This window comes from Mucilaginibacter puniceus (genome assembly GCF_054783175.1).
In genome coordinates this window covers 519416-540709 of record NZ_BAAGRB010000002.1, presented here as the reverse complement: position 1 = coordinate 540709, position 21294 = coordinate 519416, and the positions used below count along the sequence as shown (strand labels likewise).

General features: G+C 38.0%; 23 protein-coding genes and 2 tRNA genes. 12 read left to right on the top strand and 13 right to left on the bottom strand.

Features of this window, described 5'->3' with window-relative positions; translation table 11 throughout:
* Position 1: 1 nt before the first annotated feature.
* Both ACYVJ6_RS09385 and ACYVJ6_RS09380 read right to left on the bottom strand, forming a co-directional pair.
* A complete protein-coding gene (locus ACYVJ6_RS09385) occupies positions 2-469 on the bottom strand; it encodes an SRPBCC family protein (RefSeq protein WP_460693798.1) in 468 nt (155 codons plus the stop codon).
* A 1-nt stretch (position 470) separates the two neighbouring features.
* On the bottom strand, positions 471-791 hold the full coding sequence (locus ACYVJ6_RS09380) for an ArsR/SmtB family transcription factor (protein ID WP_460693797.1): 321 nt from the start codon (positions 789-791) through the stop codon (positions 471-473).
* Between the two features lie 120 nt (positions 792-911).
* Between ACYVJ6_RS09380 and ACYVJ6_RS09375 the strand changes: the two genes are divergently transcribed.
* From ACYVJ6_RS09375 to ACYVJ6_RS09365, 3 genes are read left to right on the top strand one after another with little or no spacing between them, the layout of a single operon-like run.
* Complete coding sequence (locus ACYVJ6_RS09375) at positions 912-1340, top strand: SRPBCC family protein (protein ID WP_460693796.1); 429 nt, start codon at positions 912-914, stop codon at positions 1338-1340.
* 4 nt (positions 1341-1344) lie between these two features.
* Positions 1345-1668 (top strand): ArsR/SmtB family transcription factor, encoded by a 324-nt coding sequence (locus ACYVJ6_RS09370; protein WP_460693795.1) that lies wholly within the window; start codon positions 1345-1347, stop codon positions 1666-1668.
* 1 nt (position 1669) lies between these two features.
* Entirely contained in the window at positions 1670-2116 is a 447-nt protein-coding gene (locus ACYVJ6_RS09365; protein ID WP_460693794.1) for an SRPBCC family protein, read from the top strand.
* Positions 2117-2160: 44 nt separating this feature from the next.
* Here ACYVJ6_RS09365 and ACYVJ6_RS09360 read toward each other — a convergent pair whose 3' ends face one another.
* Both ACYVJ6_RS09360 and ACYVJ6_RS09355 read right to left on the bottom strand, forming a co-directional pair.
* Entirely contained in the window at positions 2161-2850 is a 690-nt protein-coding gene (locus ACYVJ6_RS09360) for a Crp/Fnr family transcriptional regulator (RefSeq protein ID WP_460693793.1), read from the bottom strand.
* A 26-nt stretch (positions 2851-2876) separates the two neighbouring features.
* Positions 2877-3113, bottom strand: coding sequence for a hypothetical protein (locus ACYVJ6_RS09355; RefSeq protein WP_460693792.1), 237 nt, complete (start codon positions 3111-3113; stop codon positions 2877-2879).
* Between the two features lie 157 nt (positions 3114-3270).
* On the opposite strand from ACYVJ6_RS09355, the gene ACYVJ6_RS09350 reads away from it, so the two are divergent.
* From ACYVJ6_RS09350 to ACYVJ6_RS09325, 6 genes are all read left to right on the top strand, one after another.
* A complete protein-coding gene (locus ACYVJ6_RS09350; protein ID WP_460693791.1) occupies positions 3271-5139 on the top strand; it encodes a chloride channel protein in 1869 nt (622 codons plus the stop codon).
* Between the two features lie 36 nt (positions 5140-5175).
* On the top strand, positions 5176-6093 hold the full coding sequence (locus ACYVJ6_RS09345) for an AraC family transcriptional regulator (protein WP_460693790.1): 918 nt from the start codon (positions 5176-5178) through the stop codon (positions 6091-6093).
* 292 nt (positions 6094-6385) lie between these two features.
* Positions 6386-7219, top strand: coding sequence for a hypothetical protein (locus ACYVJ6_RS09340; protein WP_460693789.1), 834 nt, complete (start codon positions 6386-6388; stop codon positions 7217-7219).
* A 93-nt stretch (positions 7220-7312) separates the two neighbouring features.
* Positions 7313-7519 carry a hypothetical protein gene (locus ACYVJ6_RS09335; protein WP_460693788.1) on the top strand — a complete coding sequence of 69 codons (207 nt, stop codon included), beginning with the start codon at positions 7313-7315 and terminating at the stop codon, positions 7517-7519.
* Positions 7520-7685: 166 nt separating this feature from the next.
* On the top strand, positions 7686-8483 hold the full coding sequence (locus ACYVJ6_RS09330) for a Hachiman antiphage defense system protein HamA (RefSeq protein WP_460693787.1): 798 nt from the start codon (positions 7686-7688) through the stop codon (positions 8481-8483).
* Complete coding sequence (locus ACYVJ6_RS09325) at positions 8480-10954, top strand: DEAD/DEAH box helicase (protein WP_460693786.1); 2475 nt, start codon at positions 8480-8482, stop codon at positions 10952-10954. The genes ACYVJ6_RS09330 and ACYVJ6_RS09325 overlap by 4 nt, the downstream gene beginning before the upstream one ends.
* A 132-nt stretch (positions 10955-11086) precedes the next feature.
* Here the strand turns inward: ACYVJ6_RS09325 and ACYVJ6_RS09320 are convergent, their stop codons facing one another.
* From ACYVJ6_RS09320 to ACYVJ6_RS09290, 7 genes are all read right to left on the bottom strand, one after another.
* Positions 11087-11287 carry a hypothetical protein gene (locus ACYVJ6_RS09320; RefSeq protein WP_460693785.1) on the bottom strand — a complete coding sequence of 67 codons (201 nt, stop codon included), beginning with the start codon at positions 11285-11287 and terminating at the stop codon, positions 11087-11089.
* Between the two features lie 216 nt (positions 11288-11503).
* Positions 11504-12250, bottom strand: coding sequence for a LytR/AlgR family response regulator transcription factor (locus tag ACYVJ6_RS09315; RefSeq protein ID WP_460693784.1), 747 nt, complete (start codon positions 12248-12250; stop codon positions 11504-11506).
* Positions 12251-13888, bottom strand: a complete 1638-nt coding sequence (locus tag ACYVJ6_RS09310; protein ID WP_460693783.1) for a sensor histidine kinase — start codon at positions 13886-13888, stop codon at positions 12251-12253. It lies immediately after the preceding gene.
* 200 nt (positions 13889-14088) lie between these two features.
* A complete protein-coding gene (locus ACYVJ6_RS09305) occupies positions 14089-14613 on the bottom strand; it encodes a hypothetical protein (RefSeq protein WP_460693782.1) in 525 nt (174 codons plus the stop codon).
* 360 nt (positions 14614-14973) lie between these two features.
* Positions 14974-15231, bottom strand: a complete 258-nt coding sequence (locus ACYVJ6_RS09300) for a GIY-YIG nuclease family protein (RefSeq protein ID WP_460693781.1) — start codon at positions 15229-15231, stop codon at positions 14974-14976.
* 44 nt (positions 15232-15275) lie between these two features.
* Positions 15276-15360 (bottom strand) — tRNA-Leu (locus tag ACYVJ6_RS09295).
* 193 nt (positions 15361-15553) lie between these two features.
* Positions 15554-15626: transfer RNA gene (locus ACYVJ6_RS09290), tRNA-Gly, on the bottom strand.
* A gap of 256 nt (positions 15627-15882) precedes the next feature.
* On the opposite strand from ACYVJ6_RS09290, the gene ACYVJ6_RS09285 reads away from it, so the two are divergent.
* Positions 15883-16377 (top strand): YfbM family protein, encoded by a 495-nt coding sequence (locus ACYVJ6_RS09285; RefSeq protein ID WP_460693780.1) that lies wholly within the window; start codon positions 15883-15885, stop codon positions 16375-16377.
* A gap of 2 nt (positions 16378-16379) precedes the next feature.
* Here ACYVJ6_RS09285 and ACYVJ6_RS09280 read toward each other — a convergent pair whose 3' ends face one another.
* Complete coding sequence (locus tag ACYVJ6_RS09280) at positions 16380-16862, bottom strand: regulatory protein RecX (protein ID WP_460693779.1); 483 nt, start codon at positions 16860-16862, stop codon at positions 16380-16382.
* Between the two features lie 61 nt (positions 16863-16923).
* Between ACYVJ6_RS09280 and ACYVJ6_RS09275 the strand changes: the two genes are divergently transcribed.
* Positions 16924-19389 carry a bifunctional UDP-N-acetylmuramoyl-tripeptide:D-alanyl-D-alanine ligase/alanine racemase gene (locus ACYVJ6_RS09275; protein WP_460693778.1) on the top strand — a complete coding sequence of 822 codons (2466 nt, stop codon included), beginning with the start codon at positions 16924-16926 and terminating at the stop codon, positions 19387-19389.
* A gap of 9 nt (positions 19390-19398) precedes the next feature.
* Entirely contained in the window at positions 19399-19998 is a 600-nt protein-coding gene (locus tag ACYVJ6_RS09270; RefSeq protein ID WP_460693777.1) for a DUF502 domain-containing protein, read from the top strand.
* On the opposite strand, the gene ACYVJ6_RS09265 is transcribed toward ACYVJ6_RS09270, so the two are convergent.
* Entirely contained in the window at positions 19964-21280 is a 1317-nt protein-coding gene (locus tag ACYVJ6_RS09265; protein WP_460693776.1) for a TCR/Tet family MFS transporter, read from the bottom strand. The two genes, ACYVJ6_RS09270 and ACYVJ6_RS09265, sit on opposite strands and share 35 nt — an antisense overlap.
* Between the last annotated feature and the right edge of the window lie 14 nt (positions 21281-21294).

Below are 21294 nucleotides of genomic sequence, written 5' to 3'. Positions count from 1 at the left end.
TCTACTGTTTTTTGCTAAAAATATCCTGTAACCGGTTGTGAGCCATATTGATGCCCTGTGCAAAAGGTAATAGTAACATTTGGTCTCTCAATTCAACAGATCTATATACTATTTGCATGGTAAGTTTGCTGGTATCTTCTGTAAGGTGCTCAAATTCTAAAAACTCCAGTTGTACATCAAAAGGAGTGTTCTCCATTTCAAAAGTCCTTGTTATCTTTTGGTTAGTTATAAATTCATGAATAGTTCCATTGGCCCTAAATACAACGTTCCCATTGGCATCTGATGTTTCAAATTGGTAGCTGCCATGCTTTTTACTTTCCTGTTTCAATACTTTGGTTCCCATCCATTGCTCCACAATTTCGGGCTCTGCATAGGCTTTAAAAAGTAGTTCAACAGGCAGTTCAAAATGCCGGGTTATAACCAGGTACTGCTTGCCTTCTTCGGCATCAATCTTTGTTTTTTGCTGCATATTATTTGCTTTTATATTTTTTCATTACATCTTCCAGCTTATTAAACCTTTCATCCCACATTTTGCGAAATGGCTCTATAAAGTCGGCTATGTCTTTCATTTTTTTTGCGTTGGTATGATAGTAAATCTCTCTGCCATTTTGTTCTTGTTGAAGTAATTGACATTCGGTGAGTATTTGCAGGTGCTTAGATACCGTTGGCCTGGCTGTATCAAAGTTTGCTGCTATGGCCCCGGCCGTCATTGATTGTGAGGCAACCAACAGGAGTATAGCCCTTCGGGTAGGGTCGGCAATAGCCTGGAATACATCTCGTCTTAAATTCATTGCGTAGTTATTTGACTACAAATTTATATGTAGTCAAATAACTACGCAAATATTTTTCAAAATAAATTTGCGTAACTCATAAGTTACGTATACATTTGAGTAACCTTAAAGTTACTTATTATGAAACAGACAATAAAACACGATTTTTTTTATGCTCAGCCCATCGAAACCGTTTGGGAATATTTTACCAATGCCGACCTAATGGGCCAATGGTTAATGAAAAATGATTTTTTACCCATAGTAGGACATGAGTTTCAATTCAGAACCGGCGGTAAGCCCAACCTTAATTTTGATGGTATATTTTATTGCAAAGTATTGGAAGTAGTACCTTTTAAAAAGTTATCCTACACCTGGAACTGCGGACCGGGAGAAGGAGAGATAGACCTGACATCGGTTGTGGTTTGGCAATTAGAGACCAAAGACAACGGCACACAGGTTTATCTGGAGCATAGCGGCTTTGAGCAACCACAAAATTTTGATATGTACAAAGGCCTTAACCATGGCTGGGTGGAGAAATTCCAGAATATTGAAAAACTATTAAACGCTTAATAATATGGCAGTACCCGCACTTGATGTATTCCAGGTAATAGGCGACCCCAGCAGGCGTCAAATGCTGATGTTGCTATCAAAGGATAGCCTTACCATCAACAGCTTGGCAGATAATTTTGACATGAGCCGTCCTGCGGTTTCTAAACATATAAAGATTTTGCACAACGCCGGGTTTATATCTATAAAAGATATAGGCCGCGAACGCTATTGCACCCTTAAAAAGGATGGCTTTGACGAACTGCAGAAATGGATAAACTACTTCGATCAGTTCTGGGGAGCAAAACTGAAAAACCTGGAGAATCTATTAAACAGCAAATTACCCAACTAATATGAAAACACAAGATTTTACAACTACCATACTGGTAGATAACACACCACAAGAAGTTTTTAGCGCTATAAACCAACCGCAGCAATGGTGGAGCGGAGAGTTTACCGGCTATGCCGAAAAGTTAAACGATGAATTTACATATCGGTATAAGGATATGCATTATTCAAAACAAAAGGTGGCCGAAATGGTAGCGGATAAAAAGGTAGTATGGCTGGTTACCGAAAGCCGGCTAAATTTCATTGATGATAAAAGCGAATGGACTGGCACCAGGATGATCTTTGAAATTGCCGAAAAAGATAACAAAACCGAGTTGCGTTTTACCCATGAAGGATTAACACCAAAAATGGAATGTTATGATTCGTGCGAAGGAGCGTGGACAGAACTTATGCAGAGAAGTTTGTTTAAGTTTATCACTACAGGTGAGCGACAACAAATATCCTTAGATTAATGTACACCCATTTTGATGCTCTATTGGCGCAATGGTCATTAGTATTAGCTGTTTGTTATTAATTGCAATAATTTGTATTCATCTTTTATAAAAATACTTTTTCCTTCTACTGTTAAAATGTTTTCTGCTACCAAATCATTAATAGTACGAAACAAAGATTCATAAGCCGCACCCGAAAATGAAGCTAGGTCCTGCTTGGCCAATTCTATATTAATGGCACCTTTCGTGTTTAAACCAAATTGTTTTTTTAATGTAATTACAGCTTGGGCAACACGCCCTTTAACAGTCATATGAACCAGGTTACGCATTCGCTTTTCTGAATTATGAAGCTCATTTGCAAAAAAACGCATTAGCTTAATAGTAAATCCATTATTAATATTTAAGGATGATTCAAAAAATTCCATAGGGAGGAAGCAAACGGTTACGTTATCTAGTGCCGTTGCAGATATAGGATAAATATTATTACTTTCTAAACCAAGATGGCCCAAAATGTCGCCTTTTTTTGCAAACCTGATAATCAATTCCTTTTCATTATCCCATTTTTTATGGACCTTAACATATCCTTCGTAAACAAAGTATATTCCCGTTACTGAATCACCTTCTTTAAATATTTCCTGGCCTTTTTTAATTCTGAAATTTTGCTTGTTGGTTTCAATAACGGGTTTCCAGTCGTTAATGCATGTTTTGCATAAAAAACAGGTACCCAAGTCGCATTTATACTTAGTTTTTTCCATTATTGAAGGTCCAAAATCGCCCTAAATTAAGAAAATTGAAGTCTTTTAGGCTCATCAATTGTAAAGTAAATCATAGCAACTAATGATAACATTTCAAAACCTAAGAAATCGGGCCAATTAAAAGATTTTATCCCATTTAAGCTTATTCCCCATGAGTGTGAATCAACTGCATTGAGCGTGCTGATATCAGTGAAAAATAATTGCCCTATAATAATGGCGACAATCCCGGTTATCCCCAATATGAAACTAACTTTTCTGTACATTGCGTATGTGGTTTTATTATATAATAATAACGTATTTAATGAATTAAAACATTGCACATGACATATTTATTTATAAATTAGAGTTAATTAGATTTTAAGAATTTGTACTTTTGCAAAATCGGGTAAGTATTACTCGTTAAATTATATACTTAAAATTATGAAAGACCAACAGCAGCAAGCTGGTATACCTATTTCTCCTATATTATCCGACCTTAGCGCAAACTCACCATCTTCGGGAAATAGTTTTTCAAAAAGCAGGTTATTACGTATTTGCACTTTGTCTGTTTTAGTTGCAGCTGCTACTAGTTTAATTGCTAAGTTTTTGGTCACATTAATTAACATTGTTACCAATCTTTCATTTTTTGGAATCTTGTCAGTAGCTTATCATAGTCCGGCCACAAACCAGTTAGGTCCATGGGTAATAATTGTGCCCGCTGTAGGTGGACTTATAGTTGGTATAATGGCGTTGTATGGTTCAAAAGCTATACGCGGGCATGGAATTCCGGAAGCAATGGAGCAGATATTAACTAATCAAAGCCGAATCAAGCCATCGATTACACTATTGAAGCCAATTTCTTCGGCAATTGCCATTGGCACAGGTGGCCCTTTTGGTGCTGAAGGTCCTATTATAGCTACAGGTGGTGCACTTGGCTCAACTCTTGGCCAAATATTTAAGATCACATCCAATGAACGTAAGATCATTCTGGCTGCCGGTGCAACAGCTGGCATGTCTGCCATATTTGGAACACCAATTGCAGCAATATTTTTAGCAATAGAGTTATTGCTTTTTGAATTTTCACCAAGGTCAATACTTCCGGTAGCGTTGGCGTGTATTACAGGAGCGGCAGGGCACCACTTATTATTTGAAACGGGCCCGGTATTCCCCATGCTCAATTTAAATCCGCCGGATAACGGTGCGCTTGCCATATATAGCATCATAGGCTTGGTTATAGGGTTTCTTTCAATTGGTGTAACTAAAATAGTTTATTGGGTAGAAGATGCTTTTGAGAAAATACCAATACACTGGATGTGGTGGCCTGCATTAGGTGGTTTGGCAGTGGGTATTGTTGGCTATTTAGCACCACATGCACTGGGTGTGGGCTATGACAATATAATAAGTGTGCTTTCGGGGTCTGTTGCTATTATACTCATGTTGCGGTTGTTCTTTTTTAAGTTTTTATCCTGGGCTATAGCATTAGGAAGCGGGACCTCAGGCGGCACATTGGCACCATTGCTAACAATTGGCGGGGCAGGGGGAGCACTTAGCGGAGCGATAATTATGCATATATTTCCTAACGCCGGTATTAGTATTCCTATGTCTGCGTTAATCGGAATGTCTGCTATGTTTGCAGGTGCGTCCAGAGCATATCTTACCAGTATTGCATTTGCTTTAGAAGCCACAGGACAATTTAATGCTTTACTGCCGTTGCTGGGCGCATGTACCGCCTCTTATCTGGTTTCCATCTTCTTAATGAAGAATACTATAATGACTGAGAAAATTGCACGGCGTGGCGTTTCAACCCCTGATTCTTTTGAACCCGATATACTGGGTAAATTAACAGTTGCCGAAATTACTAACGCGAATGATCTTATTTTAAACTCAGAATCAGAGATCAGTGAGGTAAGAAACATTATTGAATCAAAAAATACGGGTACTCAATTTTTTATCGTGGCCGAAGAGAAGGGTAATTATGTGGGTATAGTAAATCTTGCAGATATTTATAAATATGATATTAATGCTGCAGATTCTTTGAAAAGTATTCTACTATCTTCCGATCAGTCAGTAAAAAGTACTGACAGTTTGCGTACAGCTGTGGAGAATATGGCAGAAAAAGAAGTTGAAGCTTTAGCCGTGGTATCACAAAACAAAGTGATAGGGTTAATTAGCTATAAAGACATTATCAATGCTTATAAATCTCATCACGAAGAGAACGATCGTACAAATATCAATATTTCATTAAAAAGGCAACGACTTAAGGTCTTTGTACGCGGTAGAAAGTTAAAGCAGCATTTTGAAACCGAATAATGGAGAATGAACAGCTATCTATATATTTGAACATAAATGGTTAACCCCGAAAGCGACGTACAAGTAGATTATCAAATAAGGATAAATCGGGTTTTTGATTATATCGAGAATAACCTGGTTGCCGAATTGCAGTTAGCCACCATTGCAGATATCGCCTATTTTTCACCCTATCATTTTCACCGGGTATTTAAAGCCATCACAGGTGAGACACTTAATGAGTATATTACCCGCAGAAGGGTGGAGAAGGCAGCTTTGGATCTGCTTCATAAAAAAATTGCTGTAAGCGAGATATTCCTTAAGTATGGTTTTACTGATAACTCTACATTTACCCGCACATTTAAAAAATTTTACGGCGTAAGTCCCACAGAATTCAGGAAGCAAAACCCGAACCGGTTTAGCAAGATACGCCAACTGAATAGCAAGAATGGTCAAACCTATCCCGACCGTGAGCAATACATTTGTGCCATTACTCACCTTAAAAACTGGATACAAATGAATGCTAAAATTGAGATCAGGGAAATACAACAAATGGAGCTGGCAGGTGTGCCTGCCGTTGGCCATAACAACATTGCGACTGCTTACCAAAAGCTGATGCGCTGGGCAGCGCCACCGGGCCTGCTGAATGAAAACACCAAAATGCTTACCATTTACCACGACAGCTTTAAAGTTACCGAGGCCGATAAGGTTAGGACTGAGGCCTGTATGGTACTGAACCAACCTGTTAAGCCTGGGGGCGAAGTTAAATTATCCACCATAGAGAAGGGCCGGTTTATAGTAGGCAGTTTTGAGATAGTATTGGATGACTTTGAAAAATCATGGACGGGCTTGTTTATATGGATGAACGAGAACGGCTATAAAAAAGCCGACCGTAACATCTTTGAACTGTACCACAATAACTTTAACGACCACCCGGATAAAAAGGCTATTGTTGATTTTTGCATACCGATAGCGTAAGGTAAATAGTGCTGCGATAGCACCAATCATAGGCCCCAAATCATGGTTTACAAAGGTTTACACATTTCGGAAAAATAATTTTATAATATATTGATTATCAAATATTTATGTAAAATTGGTGCAAAATTATGTAAACCATGATTTAAGCTGTTTTGCCAATATTTTCTGCCCAATCGTTTTATTGGTACAACAGCATAGATGTATGATAACTATTTTTATAGTTATTTTTTGAAAAATGCTTGCAATGTTCAATAATACTCTTTAGCTTGCTGTTACTAAACCAGATTTTTATATGAGCAAGCTAAAAAATACCATCTATTTAGTACTGGTTGCTAACATAATAAGTCTATGCAATGTAATAGCCCAAAAGCTACCCAAAATACAAACCGCCGCTGTACGCGCACCTGCCAATATCAAAATTGATGGGAGGGCTACAGAGTGGGACGACAAATTCCAGGCTTATAATTCGGGTCAGCATGTATATTATACGGTATCTAATGATGACCAAAATCTTTATTTAGCCCTGCAAACAGATGATAAACTGGGTAGCGCGAAAGTATTCAGAGGGGGTATCACTTTTTCTATTGTACCCGCATCCGGTAAAACCAAATTAGCAGTTACTTATCCTGCCATTAAAACGCGTATGGATGGACCAAACATACTTGAAGGTAATTTATTGAGAACGGATAAAATATTATATGGCGATACCACCAATAAAGCAAAAATGGATTCGGCACTGGCTTTTACCAATAATATGCTAAAAACCACCTATAAACAAATACACGTAACCGGAATACCCGAACTCAATGACCCATATATCCCGGTTTATAATGCTCAAAATATAGTGGTAGGGGCAACCTTCGATAAAAAGTTACGATATACTTACGAACTGGAGATTCCGCTAAATTATGTACAAGCTGTCGCCGGTACGGGTAAAATTAAATATAACTTTAAGCTAAACTCAGAACCGCTTACGCTACCTCCGCCACCACCGCCCGGAGGCAGGGTAATGATACTTGAACCCCTTAAGCCAGCAGGTAATGCAGGAGTTGGCGGGCCGAACCTGGATGATGAATTTATGTTTAGAACCACCGATTTTTCGGGCGAATATACTTTGGCTAAATAAATCACCGGCTAATTTACTGATCATCAGTCAGGAATGTGACCGTGGTCAATAAATAATTATTTGCTATTAATGATCTTTATTAAAAAAAACATTATGAATTTTTTTAAGATCAAAACAGCGTGGTCAAATGCCGAATTTATCCCGCTTAAACTTTGTGTAGCTTCTGCCTATGTTTTAATTGGTAGTTATTTTCACGCTTTTATTAAGCAGTATACCATCCCAATAATAATAGTGTTTATTGTTACCTGTGTATGGTGTTTGTATTTATGGTTGGGTAAAATGAAAAAGGCTGAATCATAATGGTGCGGTGGTAACACCGACCATGGGCTGAATTCGTAAAAAGCAACATCTTTTAAACAAATTACCTCCATTCCAACGTGTTATATTATTAAAATCAATAATATTGTATTATGACGTATCTAATATATGAATATAGATATTAGTGTTTAAACCGATAGACTTATAAATGATTAGTATTTCCGGCGTTCATATTTATCGAGATGGTCAAACATTGGTTTGTACGGTTAACAATTTTAATACAGAATTGGAATCTTTAATTAGAGAACAATTAAACAGTGTTTGGAATGGTTTCGCAGAGATTGAAAATGATCCTGAGATATACACCTATCAACGGACTTTAGGGACTTTTTTAGATCGTTATAAAAGTAAGGCAGAGGAGACACAAAAAGGGATGATAGGTGAACTTCTCGCACATATCTTAATCAATAATGTACTTACCGAATTTAAAACTTTGTCTGTTCTTCGTAACAAAGAGGATCGATCAATAAAAAAAGGATTTGATATAATTTATCACCAAAACGGCACAAATTATCTTTGGTACTCAGAAGTGAAATCAGGGGGAAAAGAAAAACCAACCGAAACTTCTACTGACTATAACAGCGTATTATTGAAAAGAGCTGACGCAAGTATTAGTGTTATGTTCGACGAAAAGCGTCAATCACTTTGGGAATCAGCACTGACAGATGTTACCTTAATTATTGCGGATAAAAAATTGAGAAGTAATCTAAAAGCCCTTCTAGATAACGACTCTCCCCATCATAAGCCAACCGCCAAACACAACGTCATTTTAGTATCCGTGTTGTATCACTGCCCAACTGAGCCGATCGATGTAAATAATGTTAAAGCCTTTTATGATGATATAGTTCTTGCGAATAATTATGAGGCCGCTTTGGTGTTTTCAATACAGAAAAAGACTTTTGAAAAAATTGCAAGTTTTCTTGAGCGTGAACATATATCTACATGATGGAAAAAGCATTTACAATTAGGCAGTTACGAAATCAAATAGGCTCAACAACCTTTAACAATGCCTATCAAAACTTGATTTTAGAAAATAAAGAGGTGCTTGATGACACATCAAAAACTCATTTGCTTAAAATTGGAGTGCTTTTTCTAAACCTAGGCGACGATAATTTAAAAAGATTTGGATATCATATAATTCTTAGGTACTCCATTTTATTTGATAGATATAAACCACTATACGACATCGCTTTAAACAAAGGTTACATACCGGTTTCAAAATTTATTGAGGATAAGTATATTAATAAAACTTATTCGGATAATTTTTTTCACTCATATTTCTCAGCATATCAAGATAATTTTTTGGAAAAAGGCATTTATTTATCTTACGGACAAAAAAAGCTATTTAATTATTCCAAGATCAATGAAAATAACTACGTTTTAGTTGCACCTACTTCTTACGGGAAATCAGAAATAATTGTAAATAAAGTTGGTCAAAATTTGGCAAAAAAGGTTTGCATTATTGTTCCTAGCAAAGCTTTATTAGCACAAACTAAACGGCGACTATTGGATAGTGATTATGCCTCAGAAATAGGGAGAATAATAAGCCATCCAGAAATGTATCGCGGTGATGAAACGAACTTTGTCGCAGTCCTAACGCAAGAACGGCTTTTACGATTACTGCAGAAAAATGAAGGGTTAGTAATAGATGTTGCATTGGTTGATGAAGCACATAACTTATTAAAAAATGATAGCCGTGGAATATTACTTGCTCAGGTCATAATGATTTTAACAAAGCGAAACCCAGAAATAACTTTCAATTTCTTTTCGCCATTTATTTCGGATGGTAAAAATCTTAAAATTCCATACTCAGACTATCAAATCGAGGATCAACGAACGGCAGAAAATATAAAGGTTGAAAAGTTCTTTTTGTGCAATTTTCATACTGATAGAAAATTAAGGCTATATGATCAGTTTTTAAATCAGTTTTTTGATTACAAATCGAAAGAGTACCATGACGAGTTAGGACTTATTATGGCGAATAAGGCTAAAAAAAATATTATTTATTTTAACCGCCCACGACATGTTGAGTTATTCGCAAAAAATCTTTCTGAAGCTAACTCAAATTCTACGAGCTTAGTAATTACCGACATAATAGCCACTATCGCGGATTTTCTTCACCCAGAATATACGCTTCTAAAGTGTTTGAAAAACGGTGTTGTGTATCATCATGGCGGTATGCCCGAATTGATTAGGTTATATGTTGAAAACGTATTTACTACTAATAATGCTCTAACCTTTATTGTAACCAATTCTACACTTTTGGAGGGTGTTAATATTCCAGCCGAAAAAATATTTTTGCTAACAACAAAAATTGGGAGACGTGTATTTAGTAAGTCTCAGTTTAGAAATTTAATTGGTAGGGTATGCCGATTCAGTGAAATTTTTAATAGAGAGACAGGGAACTTAAAGATGTTAGAACCTGAAGTTTATTTATTAAAGTCAAGTTTTGAAGACAAAGATGCTAATCACGAAACATTCATTATTGAAAAGGCTAAAACAGATATAACCTTCAAAGACGATGTAGATAATTTACTTCTAAAAGACCCAAATTCTGAGCTTTCACCCGAAGAAACTCAGAATATCAAAGACGCGATTGAATATTTAGAAAATATTGAACCTAACACTGTAGCTAACGAAGAGGTGGAATACGCAAAAACAGAAATTGGTCGTTTGTGCTACAAAAATAATGTCGAAGATTTTATTATTAAAGAAGTCGAGGATATTTTGGATAGCAATTATAAAGCTTTCCCTAAAAATAGACCTTTAGATAATGCAAACGATGTTATAGATGCTATCTACAAAATATTTATATCAGGTATCGAAAATTCAGACAAAAGTGTTTCTCGATTACAAGAAGAAAAAACAAGAAATTTTTACTCTATGTTTTTAAGTTGGAGGACAACTAGCAGTTCCTATAAAGAAATGATTGCGAAATTTATGGGCTACTGGGAAAAAATTGAAAACAAAGTCATTTTCTTTGGTAGTACCTGGGGAGAAGATAAACGAAACGAAACTGATCACATTCCTCTTTATATAAATTTAAATTCAAAATCTAATGGCGAGCGTATTAATCTTGCTATTTTAAAAATTAAAGACGAGCAAGATTACGTTGAGTTCAAATTACTTAAATATATAGATATCCTTGCTGAACTTGGTTTAATAGAAAACAATTTCTACGAGCGTATTAAATATGGTAGTGCTGACCCATTAGTGATATCATTACTCAAAAATGGTTTTTCAATTGAGTTAGCCAAAATAATAGTTGAAAAACCTTACGCAGATCTAATACAAATCAATACGGCTACGGATGAAATTTTAATTAATGAGTTTGTAGTTGAACTAATGGAAGAAAACTTAGTAAATAAGATTTTGATTTTTGAAATCAAACACCATATCAGATATTCTCAGAAGTAATGTTCTACCTAAGTTGTACCCAATAAAAAAACCGACCAGTATTACTGATCGGTTCTTGTACTCAAAGCGGGAATCGAATCCGCACGCCTTTGCAGCCTATGGCTTGTGTTATCACCACACCGTTGGCTAAATTTATACAATGTCAAACTTTGCCTTCAAATTCTCCACATGATGGGCAGATAGCCAATTTATAAAGTCACTTATGTTTTTAGGGGTAAAATGATCAATACCGCCATCCATTAGTAAAAGTGTAACTACGCCAGAGGTTGCAATGAACTTTCTCAATTGGCTCGGGCTATATTTAAAATCGGGATATAGTTCGGGTAAGTTCATAATTTTGATGTGAGGTTTTACAAAACGAAAATATCAGTTTCCGTACGGAATAATAAATACTAATTGGTAACAACTGTTAAAAAGTCTTGTTAAAAACAAACCTGTCAGGAAAGAAAATCTGAATAGCCGATGATCGGCTATCATTGCTAAACAAAAAAGCGCGATATGTTTATCAGGTTCAGTCGATTTTAGAAGTACTCAGAACCGAATTACTAACTAACCCTCCAATACCGATCGTACTTTTTCGCGATTGGGACGAGAAACCGGCACCTTATCGCCATTGGTTAATAGCAATACGCCGCCATCTTCCTTAAGCCAGCTTTTTACAAAGTTGATGTTCACCAGGTGACTTTGATGTATCCGTAAAAAACTATTGGTGGGCAGCATATCCGCATACTCTTTCAATCCTCTTGATACCAGTATCCTTTCACCCGTTTGTAAATAAAAAAATGTATAGGTGTTGTCTGCTTCGCAACGCACAATATCTGTTAAAGCCACATATCTTATTTCCTTTTGTTGTTGCAAAGCTATTTTAGTTGGCAGGCTGTCGTCTTTTTTAAGGTGGCTTACTAAAAAATCCAGCTGCCGGTTATGCTGCTTTTCTTTCAGTTTGGTTTCAACTTTGGCAACAGCGGCTACCAGTTCATCAATATCCACAGGTTTTAAAAGGTAATCAAGCGCGGCAAATTTTACTGCCTGTATACCATATTGATCATAAGCGGTAACAAATATCACCTCGAACGTTCGGTTGTGTACCAGCTTCAATAAATTTAAACCCGAATCATCCCTTAGTTGAATATCCAGAAAAACCAGGTGGGGCAGGTGGGTATTAATTAATTCGGCAGCTTCATGGTTATTTATTGCGGTGCCCATAACATTAACCTGCGGACAATGCTTTGTAAGTAACGCCCGCAGGTTTTCAATGTTTGATGGTTCGTCGTCAACTATTATTGCCTGTATCATTTATAACCAATGGGTTAATGTGATCTTTACTACCGTACCACCTGCGCCTGATTGTACATCCAGCTTGATGGGCGAATCCTTATAGATGGTATTTAACAAAGCTATGCGCTTTTTGCTGAGTTGTAAACCTATGCCATCGTTTTGTTTATTAAATCCCTTACCATTATCTGCAATGCTAAGTTCAAGATCGGGGCCATTTGTTGCCATAGTAATAGTAATTTTGCCCGTACTTTCATCCTTAGGAAGTCCATGTTTTACGGCATTTTCCACAAATGGGTGCAAAAGCATTGATGGTATCTGAATGTTTGATGTCTCCAGATTATGATCTATTGATATCTTATAATCAAACCCGAAACGCATTTGTTCCATCTGCAGGTAATCATCCAATAATGCTTTTTCATCGCTTAAATTGATCAGATCATTATTGTTTAATACGTTGCGGGTAAGGCGTGCAAATTTGGTGAGGTAACGGTTGGCCTCGTCGGTATCTGTTTTGTTGATGAGGTTTTGTATGCCCGATAATGCATTAAATAAAAAGTGCGGGTTTAGTTGCGAGCGTACGGCATCTAATTGTAGCTGCGCCATATCCTTTTGTTGTTTCTGCTCGGCCAATAGCTTTTTATTGCGCGTCCTGATCGTATAAAAAATAATTAAGACCAAACAGGTAATTACCACAAGCCCAATGATCACATATTTGATAACCGTTTTTTGGTCCAGAACGGTATCTGATGGTAAAACGGTGAAGCGAAAAGTTGTAGTTTTTTCGGGGAAAGATTTGATGCGGAAGCCACCGGGTAATTTGGGGATGATCTGTAACTCATAATCTCCGGGTTCATTAAAAAAGGTGGAATGGATCTTTATAAACGGCAGACTACCTGTTGGGCCTTGAAAATAATTATATTCCCAGTTGTTTGATACCAACTCACTTTTACCTGTTGCTATATTTTTTATATATACGGTATATATAAAAGTCACATCACTTGGTTTTGTTACCACATAAAGTGCGCTAACGGTTAATGTGTCATGTATCTTAAATTTAAAACCATCTTTCTGGTTCTCCATTTCTACACCTTCTCCCTTTTTACCTGTTACGCCACGAGATACAATTTCAATTTTGGCGGATTCAATTTCCTTGTTATAAATAATGGTTGATTTAACCAGGTGAGGGGCGGTTATTTTATAGGTTTCAATATTTAGCATTTTGTTTTCTACATTAAATACGCCCAGTTCAAATTCAATGGTTTTGTTTGCTCCCCATGATTTCTCGTTTCCTTTTACAATAGGTATCGCATTTGTTGCCAGTAGTTTGTTGTTGTTCTCAATAATATTGTAGCGGTAATAACTGGCACTATCTTTAGGTATATATCCAAATACTGTTACTTTTTTTGTGCCTTTTAAAAAAACATAGTTTTTAAGGGGTTGGTTGGCAAGCATATTATGATACTCTATCCATTTGGTGTTTTTATCAATACCAATAGTAAGACCAAAACCTCCGCCTCCGCCTCCGCCAAGCGCCGATGCAGAATACCTTATGAAATTACCTTTTTCGTCAACTGATTGATTAATTGGCTTTTTTTGTGCTTTAGCTATTACACAAAAAACGCTAAGCAAAACTAAAATGAGTTTTATTTTTTTCATTGTCGTAGGTTTAATTTTTCGTAAACCTGCAACTAATATATAGTTTACAAAACCATCAATTGGTAAACTACATATACTATATTGTATTCGGCATCATTTAAATGGAATATTGCTGCCCATAAAGAATCTTGGTCGGGAAAGAACGAATTGTAGTCAAAATACAGGTTAAAAACTTTCTAAGCAATTAGTTGCTATTCGCGTCAAATAACCTTTCTTGTCTTCCATATACTGAATTTCAATATGAATTTTTTTGTTTTTATCAGCGATCGCCAGTCGATAAATAATATTGCCGACAATAAAAGCAAGCCTATTACCAAACTCGTGATTGATTGCCAGGATAATCCTCCGGATATGATGGATGCGGCATTTTCTGATGCATATTTACCCAAATGCACGGAAATTGCATCGCTTGTAAATTTACCTACAAAAAATATCGGAATTATTTGCGATGCGTTTATTCTTGCCATACCGCTTGCCAGGAATAAAGGTGTTGTGGGCAGCGGCAGCAAGGTGTAGGCAAATATCGCCATCTGACCTTTCCAGCCTGTTTTTTTCATTTGTTCGCCCAAAAATTGTACGTCTTCATTCTTTGCTTTTTTAAAAATCCTGCCGGCAAGAAAAGGGATATACAAGGTAAGGACATATCTACCCAAAATAGAGCCCAACACGCCAATTGTAGTAACCAGCCAAATATTTAAGCCATATACGATTTGGAAAAAAGCCATAATAGTAAAGGCCGGAGGAAAGGGAAATGGTACAACATCAAACAAAAAGGAGCCTAAAAAAACAAAAAGATATTGCCACCACATTTAGTAATTTGTTAATTTTTGACTAAGATACATCAATAAATATACGGGTTAAATGACAACAATCATTTAATTCATTAATGAATATCAGGATTTTAAAGAGGCCACTTTTAACATTTGTTTAGCCTATTGTTGGTGTCACCGCGCCGTAATAACAAAAAAGCCCGATATTGCTATCAGGCTTTCAGTCGATTCTTTTTTGAAGTACTCAGAGCCCCGATACGATCGGGGCACGCCTTTAAAGGGCACCCCGATTGAAAATCGGGGCGTGTCTACCAGTTATTGGTCGTTTTTAAAAGCAGTGATAATTTTTTCAATATAGGCGCGGCTTTTCATCTTCTTTATATAAAGTTCCCTTGAATTTGCTTGGGGCTTTGTTTTGTAGGTTTCATAGGCCATAACTGTCCAGGGACCTTTATTTTTAGTGGCAGTTACTTTACCGTTGTTATGTCGTTCTATTCTTTCGTCGATATCAGATGTATGGCCGATATAATATCTTCCGCTTTTTGTAGATTGTAAGATGTAGGTGTAAAACATAAAGCAATATAAACACAAAAGCCATTCAAAAAGAATGGCTTTTGTACTCAGAGCGGGAATCGAACCCGCACGCCTTTAAAGGGCACAGGATTTTAAGTCCTGCGTGTCTACCAGTTCCACCATCTGAGCAGATGCTTTTAAATTAACTCATTGTGTTAAGTAGAATCCTTTTTCGGTAATTGATCATCAATCGCCTTTAAAGGGCACCCCGATTGAAAATCGGGGCGTGTCTACCAGTTCCACCATCTGAGCGTTTATGTACCAATAAATTGGGACTAAACTTTTAAAAATAAATCCCTTCTGCTGGTCAGAAGGGATTTAGAGCGAAAGACGAGATTCGAACTCGCGACCCCGACCTTGGCAAGGTCGTGCTCTACCAACTGAGCTACTTTCGCATTTTTTAATTTCCGCAATTCACTATCGCGTTTGCGGAGTGCAAATATAGCCAGAAATGAATATTCTGCAAGTAAAAGATTTATTTTTTTTAAGAAACTTTATAAGTCGCTGTTTTTCAAAACATCCGCGATCAAGTCTGCCTCATAACCGCGGCTCATGGCGTATTGCTACAGTTTATAGTGTCGCTTAAAGTTTGATTTCAACGTCAGGAGTTCATAAAAAAAAGTATTTTAGCATAGATTAAATAGTTTAATTATGAGCATGATCGGTAATTTGCTTAGGGTAAACCAAACTGAGCTGAACGAATATTTAAATGACAGTTCATTATTGGAAGGTCGAATTTATAATGAAGAAGCCGATGATCCTAGCTTGGTGGATATTGATAAGGCTTGGGAAGGAGTTATATTTTTATTAACAGGTCAGTGCTTGGCCGATGCTGACCATCCGCTACTCGCTGTGCTTTTTAGCGGTCAGGTTATTGACAATGATCAAGATCTAGGCTATGGACCGGCACATTACTTGACACCTGAGCAGGTGGTGGAATTGAATAACCAAATTTCTCAAATTACAGTTACAGATTTGAAACAGAGATTTGAACCAGTGAGAATGATTGAATTAGGTATTTATCCGGAAATATGGGATGATAGCCCTGAAACGTTTGAGTACTTAAACGAATACTTTAGTATCGTTCAACAAGTTTACAAAGAAGCATCACATAAAAATCAAGCAATAATTTCATTCATAAGCTAACTTTATAAGTTGCTGTTTTTCAAAACATCCGCGATCAAGTCGGCCTCATAACCACGGCTCATGGCGTATTGCTGTAGTTTATAGCGGCGCTTAAACTCGGTTTTTTCCTTAATTAATGGGGCTTTTTTGGCTATTACCTTTTGCAAAGCCTTTAAATAATCATCACCATCAATAGTTAATAACGCTTTTTTTATGAGTACATCGGGTACTTTTTTGAGTTTAAGCCCCTGTTTAATTTTAATGCGTCCCCAGGCTTTCTGCTTAAACTTGCCTTGTACATAGGCTTTGGCAAAGCGTTCCTCGTTTAAATAGTTACCGGTTATAAGTTGCGATATAATGTTTTCTACCGCGTCTGTCCATAATCCCCATTCATAAAGTTTATCCCTTACTTCCTGCTGCGAGCGTTCCTGGTAGGCGCAATAATGCTCGGCTTTGGTAAGGGCTACTTTCTCATCCGTAATTTTTCGGGGTTTTTGGTCGTCCATTAAAACCAAAATTCGTTAAAATTCTTCTATTGTTTAAAATATAAGCAAATTCGTATTTAATATGCTCAGCAACCATTATACCATAGCCCAAGTACAGCAAATTATCAACGCCGCAGGCGATATTGTAAAGGAAGATACCATTAGTGTACTGCTTACCGATAGCCGCCGTATTAATAACCCGGCAGGTGGTTTATTTTTTGCCTTAAGCGGCAGGCGCAATGGCCATGAGTTTATTGCCGAGGCCTACTCTGCAGGCGTACGTAATTTTGTGGTTAAAGATGGCCCCGAAATAAAACTACCCGAAGCTAATGTTTTAGTAGTGACTGATGTATTGACCGCCCTGCAGCAATTAGCCAAACACCACCGCAGCCAATTTGAGTTGGAGGTGATAGGCATAACAGGCAGCAATGGCAAAACCATAGTGAAGGAGTGGTTGTACCAATTGTTATATGCCGATAAAAATATTGTACGCAACCCAAAAAGCTATAACTCGCAGTTGGGGGTGGCGCTTTCTGTATGGCAAATTACGGTGAGTAATAACCTGGGCCTGTTTGAGGCGGGTATATCGCAACCCGGCGAAATGGAACGGCTGGAGGCCATTATACAACCCACTATTGGGGTGATGACGCATATAGGCTCGGCACATGACGAGGGATTTAATAGCGATACCGAAAAAGTACAGGAAAAATTAAAACTGTTTAAAAACTGCAAACTGCTGGTGCATAATTACGACCAACTACTGCCTTATAAAACAGATCTGCCCCAAACCACCTGCTTCACGTGGAGCCGCAGTTTTAACCAGGCGGATTTGTATGTGTTTACCGAGACTGTGATATCCAAAAGCTATTACCTGCGTGCTATTTTTAAGGGGGAGGAGATAGAGTGTTTAGTGCCGTTTACCGATAAAGCATCGGTAGAAAATGCCATTATTTGCTGGGCAACCATGCTGGCTATGGGCTATAAACCTGCCGAGGTGGATAAGCGTATTGAACGACTTACCCGTGTAAGTATGCGTTTGGAGTTGAAGAACGGGGTTAATGATTGCTCCATAATTGATGATTCTTACAACTCGGATATACAATCGCTGGAGATTGCGCTTAACTTTTTAAATCAGCAAAATCAGCATCAAAAAAATACGGTGATATTGTCGGATATATTTCAATCCGGTTTACCAGAACAGGAATTATACAGCCAGGTTGCCCAATTGATTAAAGCGCAGGAAGTAGACAAATTTATAGGGGTGGGCGAAGCGTTGATAAAATACCAGGAACTGTTTGATGTGCCCGAAAAGCATTTTTATCCGGATACCGTCGCACTGTTAAACCACCTAAATACGCATGAGTTTAAAGACGAGACCATTCTTATTAAAGGGTCGCGTACGTTTGAGTTTGAGCGGGTGAGCCGCGCACTTACCCAAAAGGCCCACGAAACGGTGATGGAGATCAACCTGAATGCTATGGTACATAATTTAAATTATTATCGCTCCAAGCTGCAACCGGGTGTAAAAACCATGGCCATGGTGAAGGCATTCTCGTACGGTAGCGGCACTTTTGAGCTGGCTAATGTATTGCAATATAACAAGGTTGATTACTTGGCAGTTGCCTATATTGATGAGGGAGTGGCCTTGCGCCAAACCGGTATTAACCTGCCCATAATGGTACTCAATGCCGAGCCATCAGCTTTTGACAAACTGGTAAAATGCAACCTGGAGCCGGTAATATACAGTTTCGGTTTGTTTGATGAATTTATAAAATATGTACAGCACCGCGATATTTTAAATTATCCTATCCACCTCAAAATTGACACGGGCATGCACCGCCTGGGTTTTGAACTGGTAGATATAGATATGCTGGGCGACCTGCTGGAGCAAAATAAATTTATAAGGGTACTCTCTGTATTCTCACATCTGGCTGCCAGCGAAGCAGAGACATATGATGATTTTACTTTAAGCCAAATAACCCGGTTTAAAACTGCATACACGCATATTGAAAAAACCTTAGGCTACCCGGTTATTAGGCATATTTTAAACTCATCGGGTATCACCCGTTGGCCGGGCGCGCAGTTTGATATGGTGCGACTGGGAATTGGCTTATACGGCATTGATGCAGCCATCCCTGCCGATGATAACCCTTTGCAACCCATAGCCAGTTTAAAAACCAATATATCACAAATAAAAAAATTACCCGCGGGCGAAACTGTAGGGTATGGCCGTAACGGTGTATTACCCAACGGCGGTAAAATTGCCACGGTACGTATTGGCTATGCCGATGGTTATTTACGTGCACATGGCAACGGTGTAGGTAAAATGATGATAAACGGCATAATTGTGCCTACCATTGGCAATATATCCATGGATATGACCATGCTGGATGTGAGCGAGGTGGTAAATGTGGAGGAAGGTGACGAGGTGATCGTGTTTAACGATCAGCTTAAAGTAGAGGATATGGCCGCCCAGATCAATACTATTCCGTATGAAATTTTAACTAATATTTCTCAAAGGGTAAAAAGAGTGTATTTTTATGAGTAATTAGCACTCATGAAAAAGTTAGCCGGAGCACTGTTAAATTATTTCTTTAAAGGACTCATTATTGTGGTACCCTTGGGTGCCGCTGCATACCTCATGTTCTGGGCCGTATCGGCAGTTGATAGTGCTTTAAACCTAAGCGATGTTTTATGGGTCAATCCTAAAACCGGAAAATCTATGTATATACCCGGCCTGGGTATATTAAATGTGGTAGTAATTATCATGATAGCCGGCGTATTGGTTACTAATGTAATTACTGATCCTATTAAACTTTGGTTTAACCGCTGGATAAACCGCTTGCCGTTTTTTAACTTTCTATATTCTTCTATAAAAGACCTCACCGAAGCTTTTGTAGGCGATGAAAAGAAATTTACCGAAGCCGTAATTGTGCAGGTAAACGAATTTGGCTTAAAAAAGATCGGCTTTTTGGTGCAAAAAGATTTGACCAAACTCAGTCTTCCGGGCGAGGTTGCTGTATATTTTCCTTATTCCTATTCGTTTGCGGGGCAGGTAGTTATTGTGCCTGCGGATAAGGTAAAACCTATTGCTAAAAACTCTGCCGATATGATGAAGTTTGTTATATCGGGTGGGGTGAGTGGGTTGGAGGGGTAGTTTCAATTTTCCCTTTACCTTTTCCATTTGGTTTTTTAAACGTTCTCATCACTAATACAACACTAATCAGCATCAGTAAAGCGGCTAAAATATAAGGCGCCCCCGGGAAATAATAGCTGCTGCTTTTGTCTTCGGTAAAGTGATAAAAGATATAACTGAACAGTAATGGCCCAACAATTACACTTAAACTGTTCACAATAGTTAGCGCGCCCTGTAATTCGCCCTGCTCGTTTTTAGCAACTTTGTTGGTGGCCCAAGCCTGCAGCGCAGGGCCTGAAATACCCCCAAGGCAATAAGGTATCATACATAGATACATCATCCAGCCTTTATTGATAACCGCAACCAGCACGAGGCCAACGGCATAAAATAACAGCCCCCAGATGATGTTTTTTTGCTGACCGAACTTAGGTATGGTATAACGTATCAATCCGCCCTGTATGCCCACTAATAGCAGGCCTATAACCACACCTAATGTACCAATGCTGGTTAGCGTCCAGTCAAACTTCTCTATCAGGTAAAAGGATAATAAATATTCAATAGCTTTTTGGCCAATATAAACCAAAGTGATAGCACCGATCAATTTGCTCAAACCGCTATGCCTGGCAAATACCTTTACCAATGCACCAACCGGATTTGCACGTTTCCATTCAAATTTGCGGCGGTGTTCGGGCTTTAATGATTCGGGCAAGATAAAGAAGCCATACAGGGCGTTAAAGGCCGCGAAGGACGCTGCCGCTAAAAAAGGAAATTTAACATTCAATTCGCCTAAATAGGCCCCTAATGCAATACCAATGATCAATCCTACACCCGATGCAGCGCCTACCAAACCAAAATTGGCCGAACGTTTATGCCCGGTGCTAATATCGGCTATATATGCCGTAGCGGTCGAGGTAGTGGCGCCGGTTATACCGGCTATAAAACGCCCAACAAATAACCAGGCAATTGTAGGGGCAAAGGCCATAAATACATAATCTATACTAAAGCCTGCTAATGAGATCAACAGTATTGGCCTTCGTCCGTACCTGTCGCTCAAATTACCCATTATAGATGCAAAAATTAATTGCATACTGGCATATACAAAGGTGAGCCAGCCGTTATATCTTGAAGCGGTACTTACATCTACATGCCCCAAGGTTTCTAATAACTTAGGCATTACAGGTATAATGATACCTAAACCCAGTACATCAATAAAAATGGTCAGGAAAATAAACCCCATCGCCGCTGACCGTGATTTGGTTTTTGGGGGAGATGGGTTTGGAGCAGATGCCAGTTTATCGGCCATAAAAATTAAACAGG

Bases quoted from the DNA above. Each gene is read 5' to 3' on its own strand.
- ACYVJ6_RS09340 (WP_460693789.1), top strand. From the start codon at position 6,386: ATGAGCAAGCTAAAAAATACCATCTATTTAGTACTGGTTGCTAACATA.
- ACYVJ6_RS09320 (WP_460693785.1), bottom strand. From the start codon at position 11,287: ATGAACTTACCCGAACTATATCCCGATTTTAAATATAGCCCGAGCCAA.
- ACYVJ6_RS09315 (WP_460693784.1), bottom strand. From the start codon at position 12,250: ATGATACAGGCAATAATAGTTGACGACGAACCATCAAACATTGAAAAC.
- ACYVJ6_RS09385 (WP_460693798.1), bottom strand. From the start codon at position 469: ATGCAGCAAAAAACAAAGATTGATGCCGAAGAAGGCAAGCAGTACCTG.
- ACYVJ6_RS09335 (WP_460693788.1), top strand. From the start codon at position 7,313: ATGAATTTTTTTAAGATCAAAACAGCGTGGTCAAATGCCGAATTTATC.
- ACYVJ6_RS09350 (WP_460693791.1), top strand. From the start codon at position 3,271: ATGAAAGACCAACAGCAGCAAGCTGGTATACCTATTTCTCCTATATTA.
- ACYVJ6_RS09380 (WP_460693797.1), bottom strand. From the start codon at position 791: ATGAATTTAAGACGAGATGTATTCCAGGCTATTGCCGACCCTACCCGA.
- ACYVJ6_RS09370 (WP_460693795.1), top strand. From the start codon at position 1,345: ATGGCAGTACCCGCACTTGATGTATTCCAGGTAATAGGCGACCCCAGC.
- ACYVJ6_RS09280 (WP_460693779.1), bottom strand. From the start codon at position 16,862: ATGGACGACCAAAAACCCCGAAAAATTACGGATGAGAAAGTAGCCCTT.
- ACYVJ6_RS09345 (WP_460693790.1), top strand. From the start codon at position 5,176: ATGGTTAACCCCGAAAGCGACGTACAAGTAGATTATCAAATAAGGATA.
- ACYVJ6_RS09365 (WP_460693794.1), top strand. From the start codon at position 1,670: ATGAAAACACAAGATTTTACAACTACCATACTGGTAGATAACACACCA.
- ACYVJ6_RS09275 (WP_460693778.1), top strand. From the start codon at position 16,924: ATGCTCAGCAACCATTATACCATAGCCCAAGTACAGCAAATTATCAAC.
- ACYVJ6_RS09305 (WP_460693782.1), bottom strand. From the start codon at position 14,613: ATGGCTTTTTTCCAAATCGTATATGGCTTAAATATTTGGCTGGTTACT.
- ACYVJ6_RS09330 (WP_460693787.1), top strand. From the start codon at position 7,686: ATGATTAGTATTTCCGGCGTTCATATTTATCGAGATGGTCAAACATTG.
- ACYVJ6_RS09270 (WP_460693777.1), top strand. From the start codon at position 19,399: ATGAAAAAGTTAGCCGGAGCACTGTTAAATTATTTCTTTAAAGGACTC.
- ACYVJ6_RS09355 (WP_460693792.1), bottom strand. From the start codon at position 3,113: ATGTACAGAAAAGTTAGTTTCATATTGGGGATAACCGGGATTGTCGCC.
- ACYVJ6_RS09285 (WP_460693780.1), top strand. From the start codon at position 15,883: ATGAGCATGATCGGTAATTTGCTTAGGGTAAACCAAACTGAGCTGAAC.
- ACYVJ6_RS09310 (WP_460693783.1), bottom strand. From the start codon at position 13,888: ATGAAAAAAATAAAACTCATTTTAGTTTTGCTTAGCGTTTTTTGTGTA.
- ACYVJ6_RS09265 (WP_460693776.1), bottom strand. From the start codon at position 21,280: ATGGCCGATAAACTGGCATCTGCTCCAAACCCATCTCCCCCAAAAACC.
- ACYVJ6_RS09300 (WP_460693781.1), bottom strand. From the start codon at position 15,231: ATGTTTTACACCTACATCTTACAATCTACAAAAAGCGGAAGATATTAT.
- ACYVJ6_RS09375 (WP_460693796.1), top strand. From the start codon at position 912: ATGAAACAGACAATAAAACACGATTTTTTTTATGCTCAGCCCATCGAA.
- ACYVJ6_RS09325 (WP_460693786.1), top strand. From the start codon at position 8,480: ATGATGGAAAAAGCATTTACAATTAGGCAGTTACGAAATCAAATAGGC.
- ACYVJ6_RS09360 (WP_460693793.1), bottom strand. From the start codon at position 2,850: ATGGAAAAAACTAAGTATAAATGCGACTTGGGTACCTGTTTTTTATGC.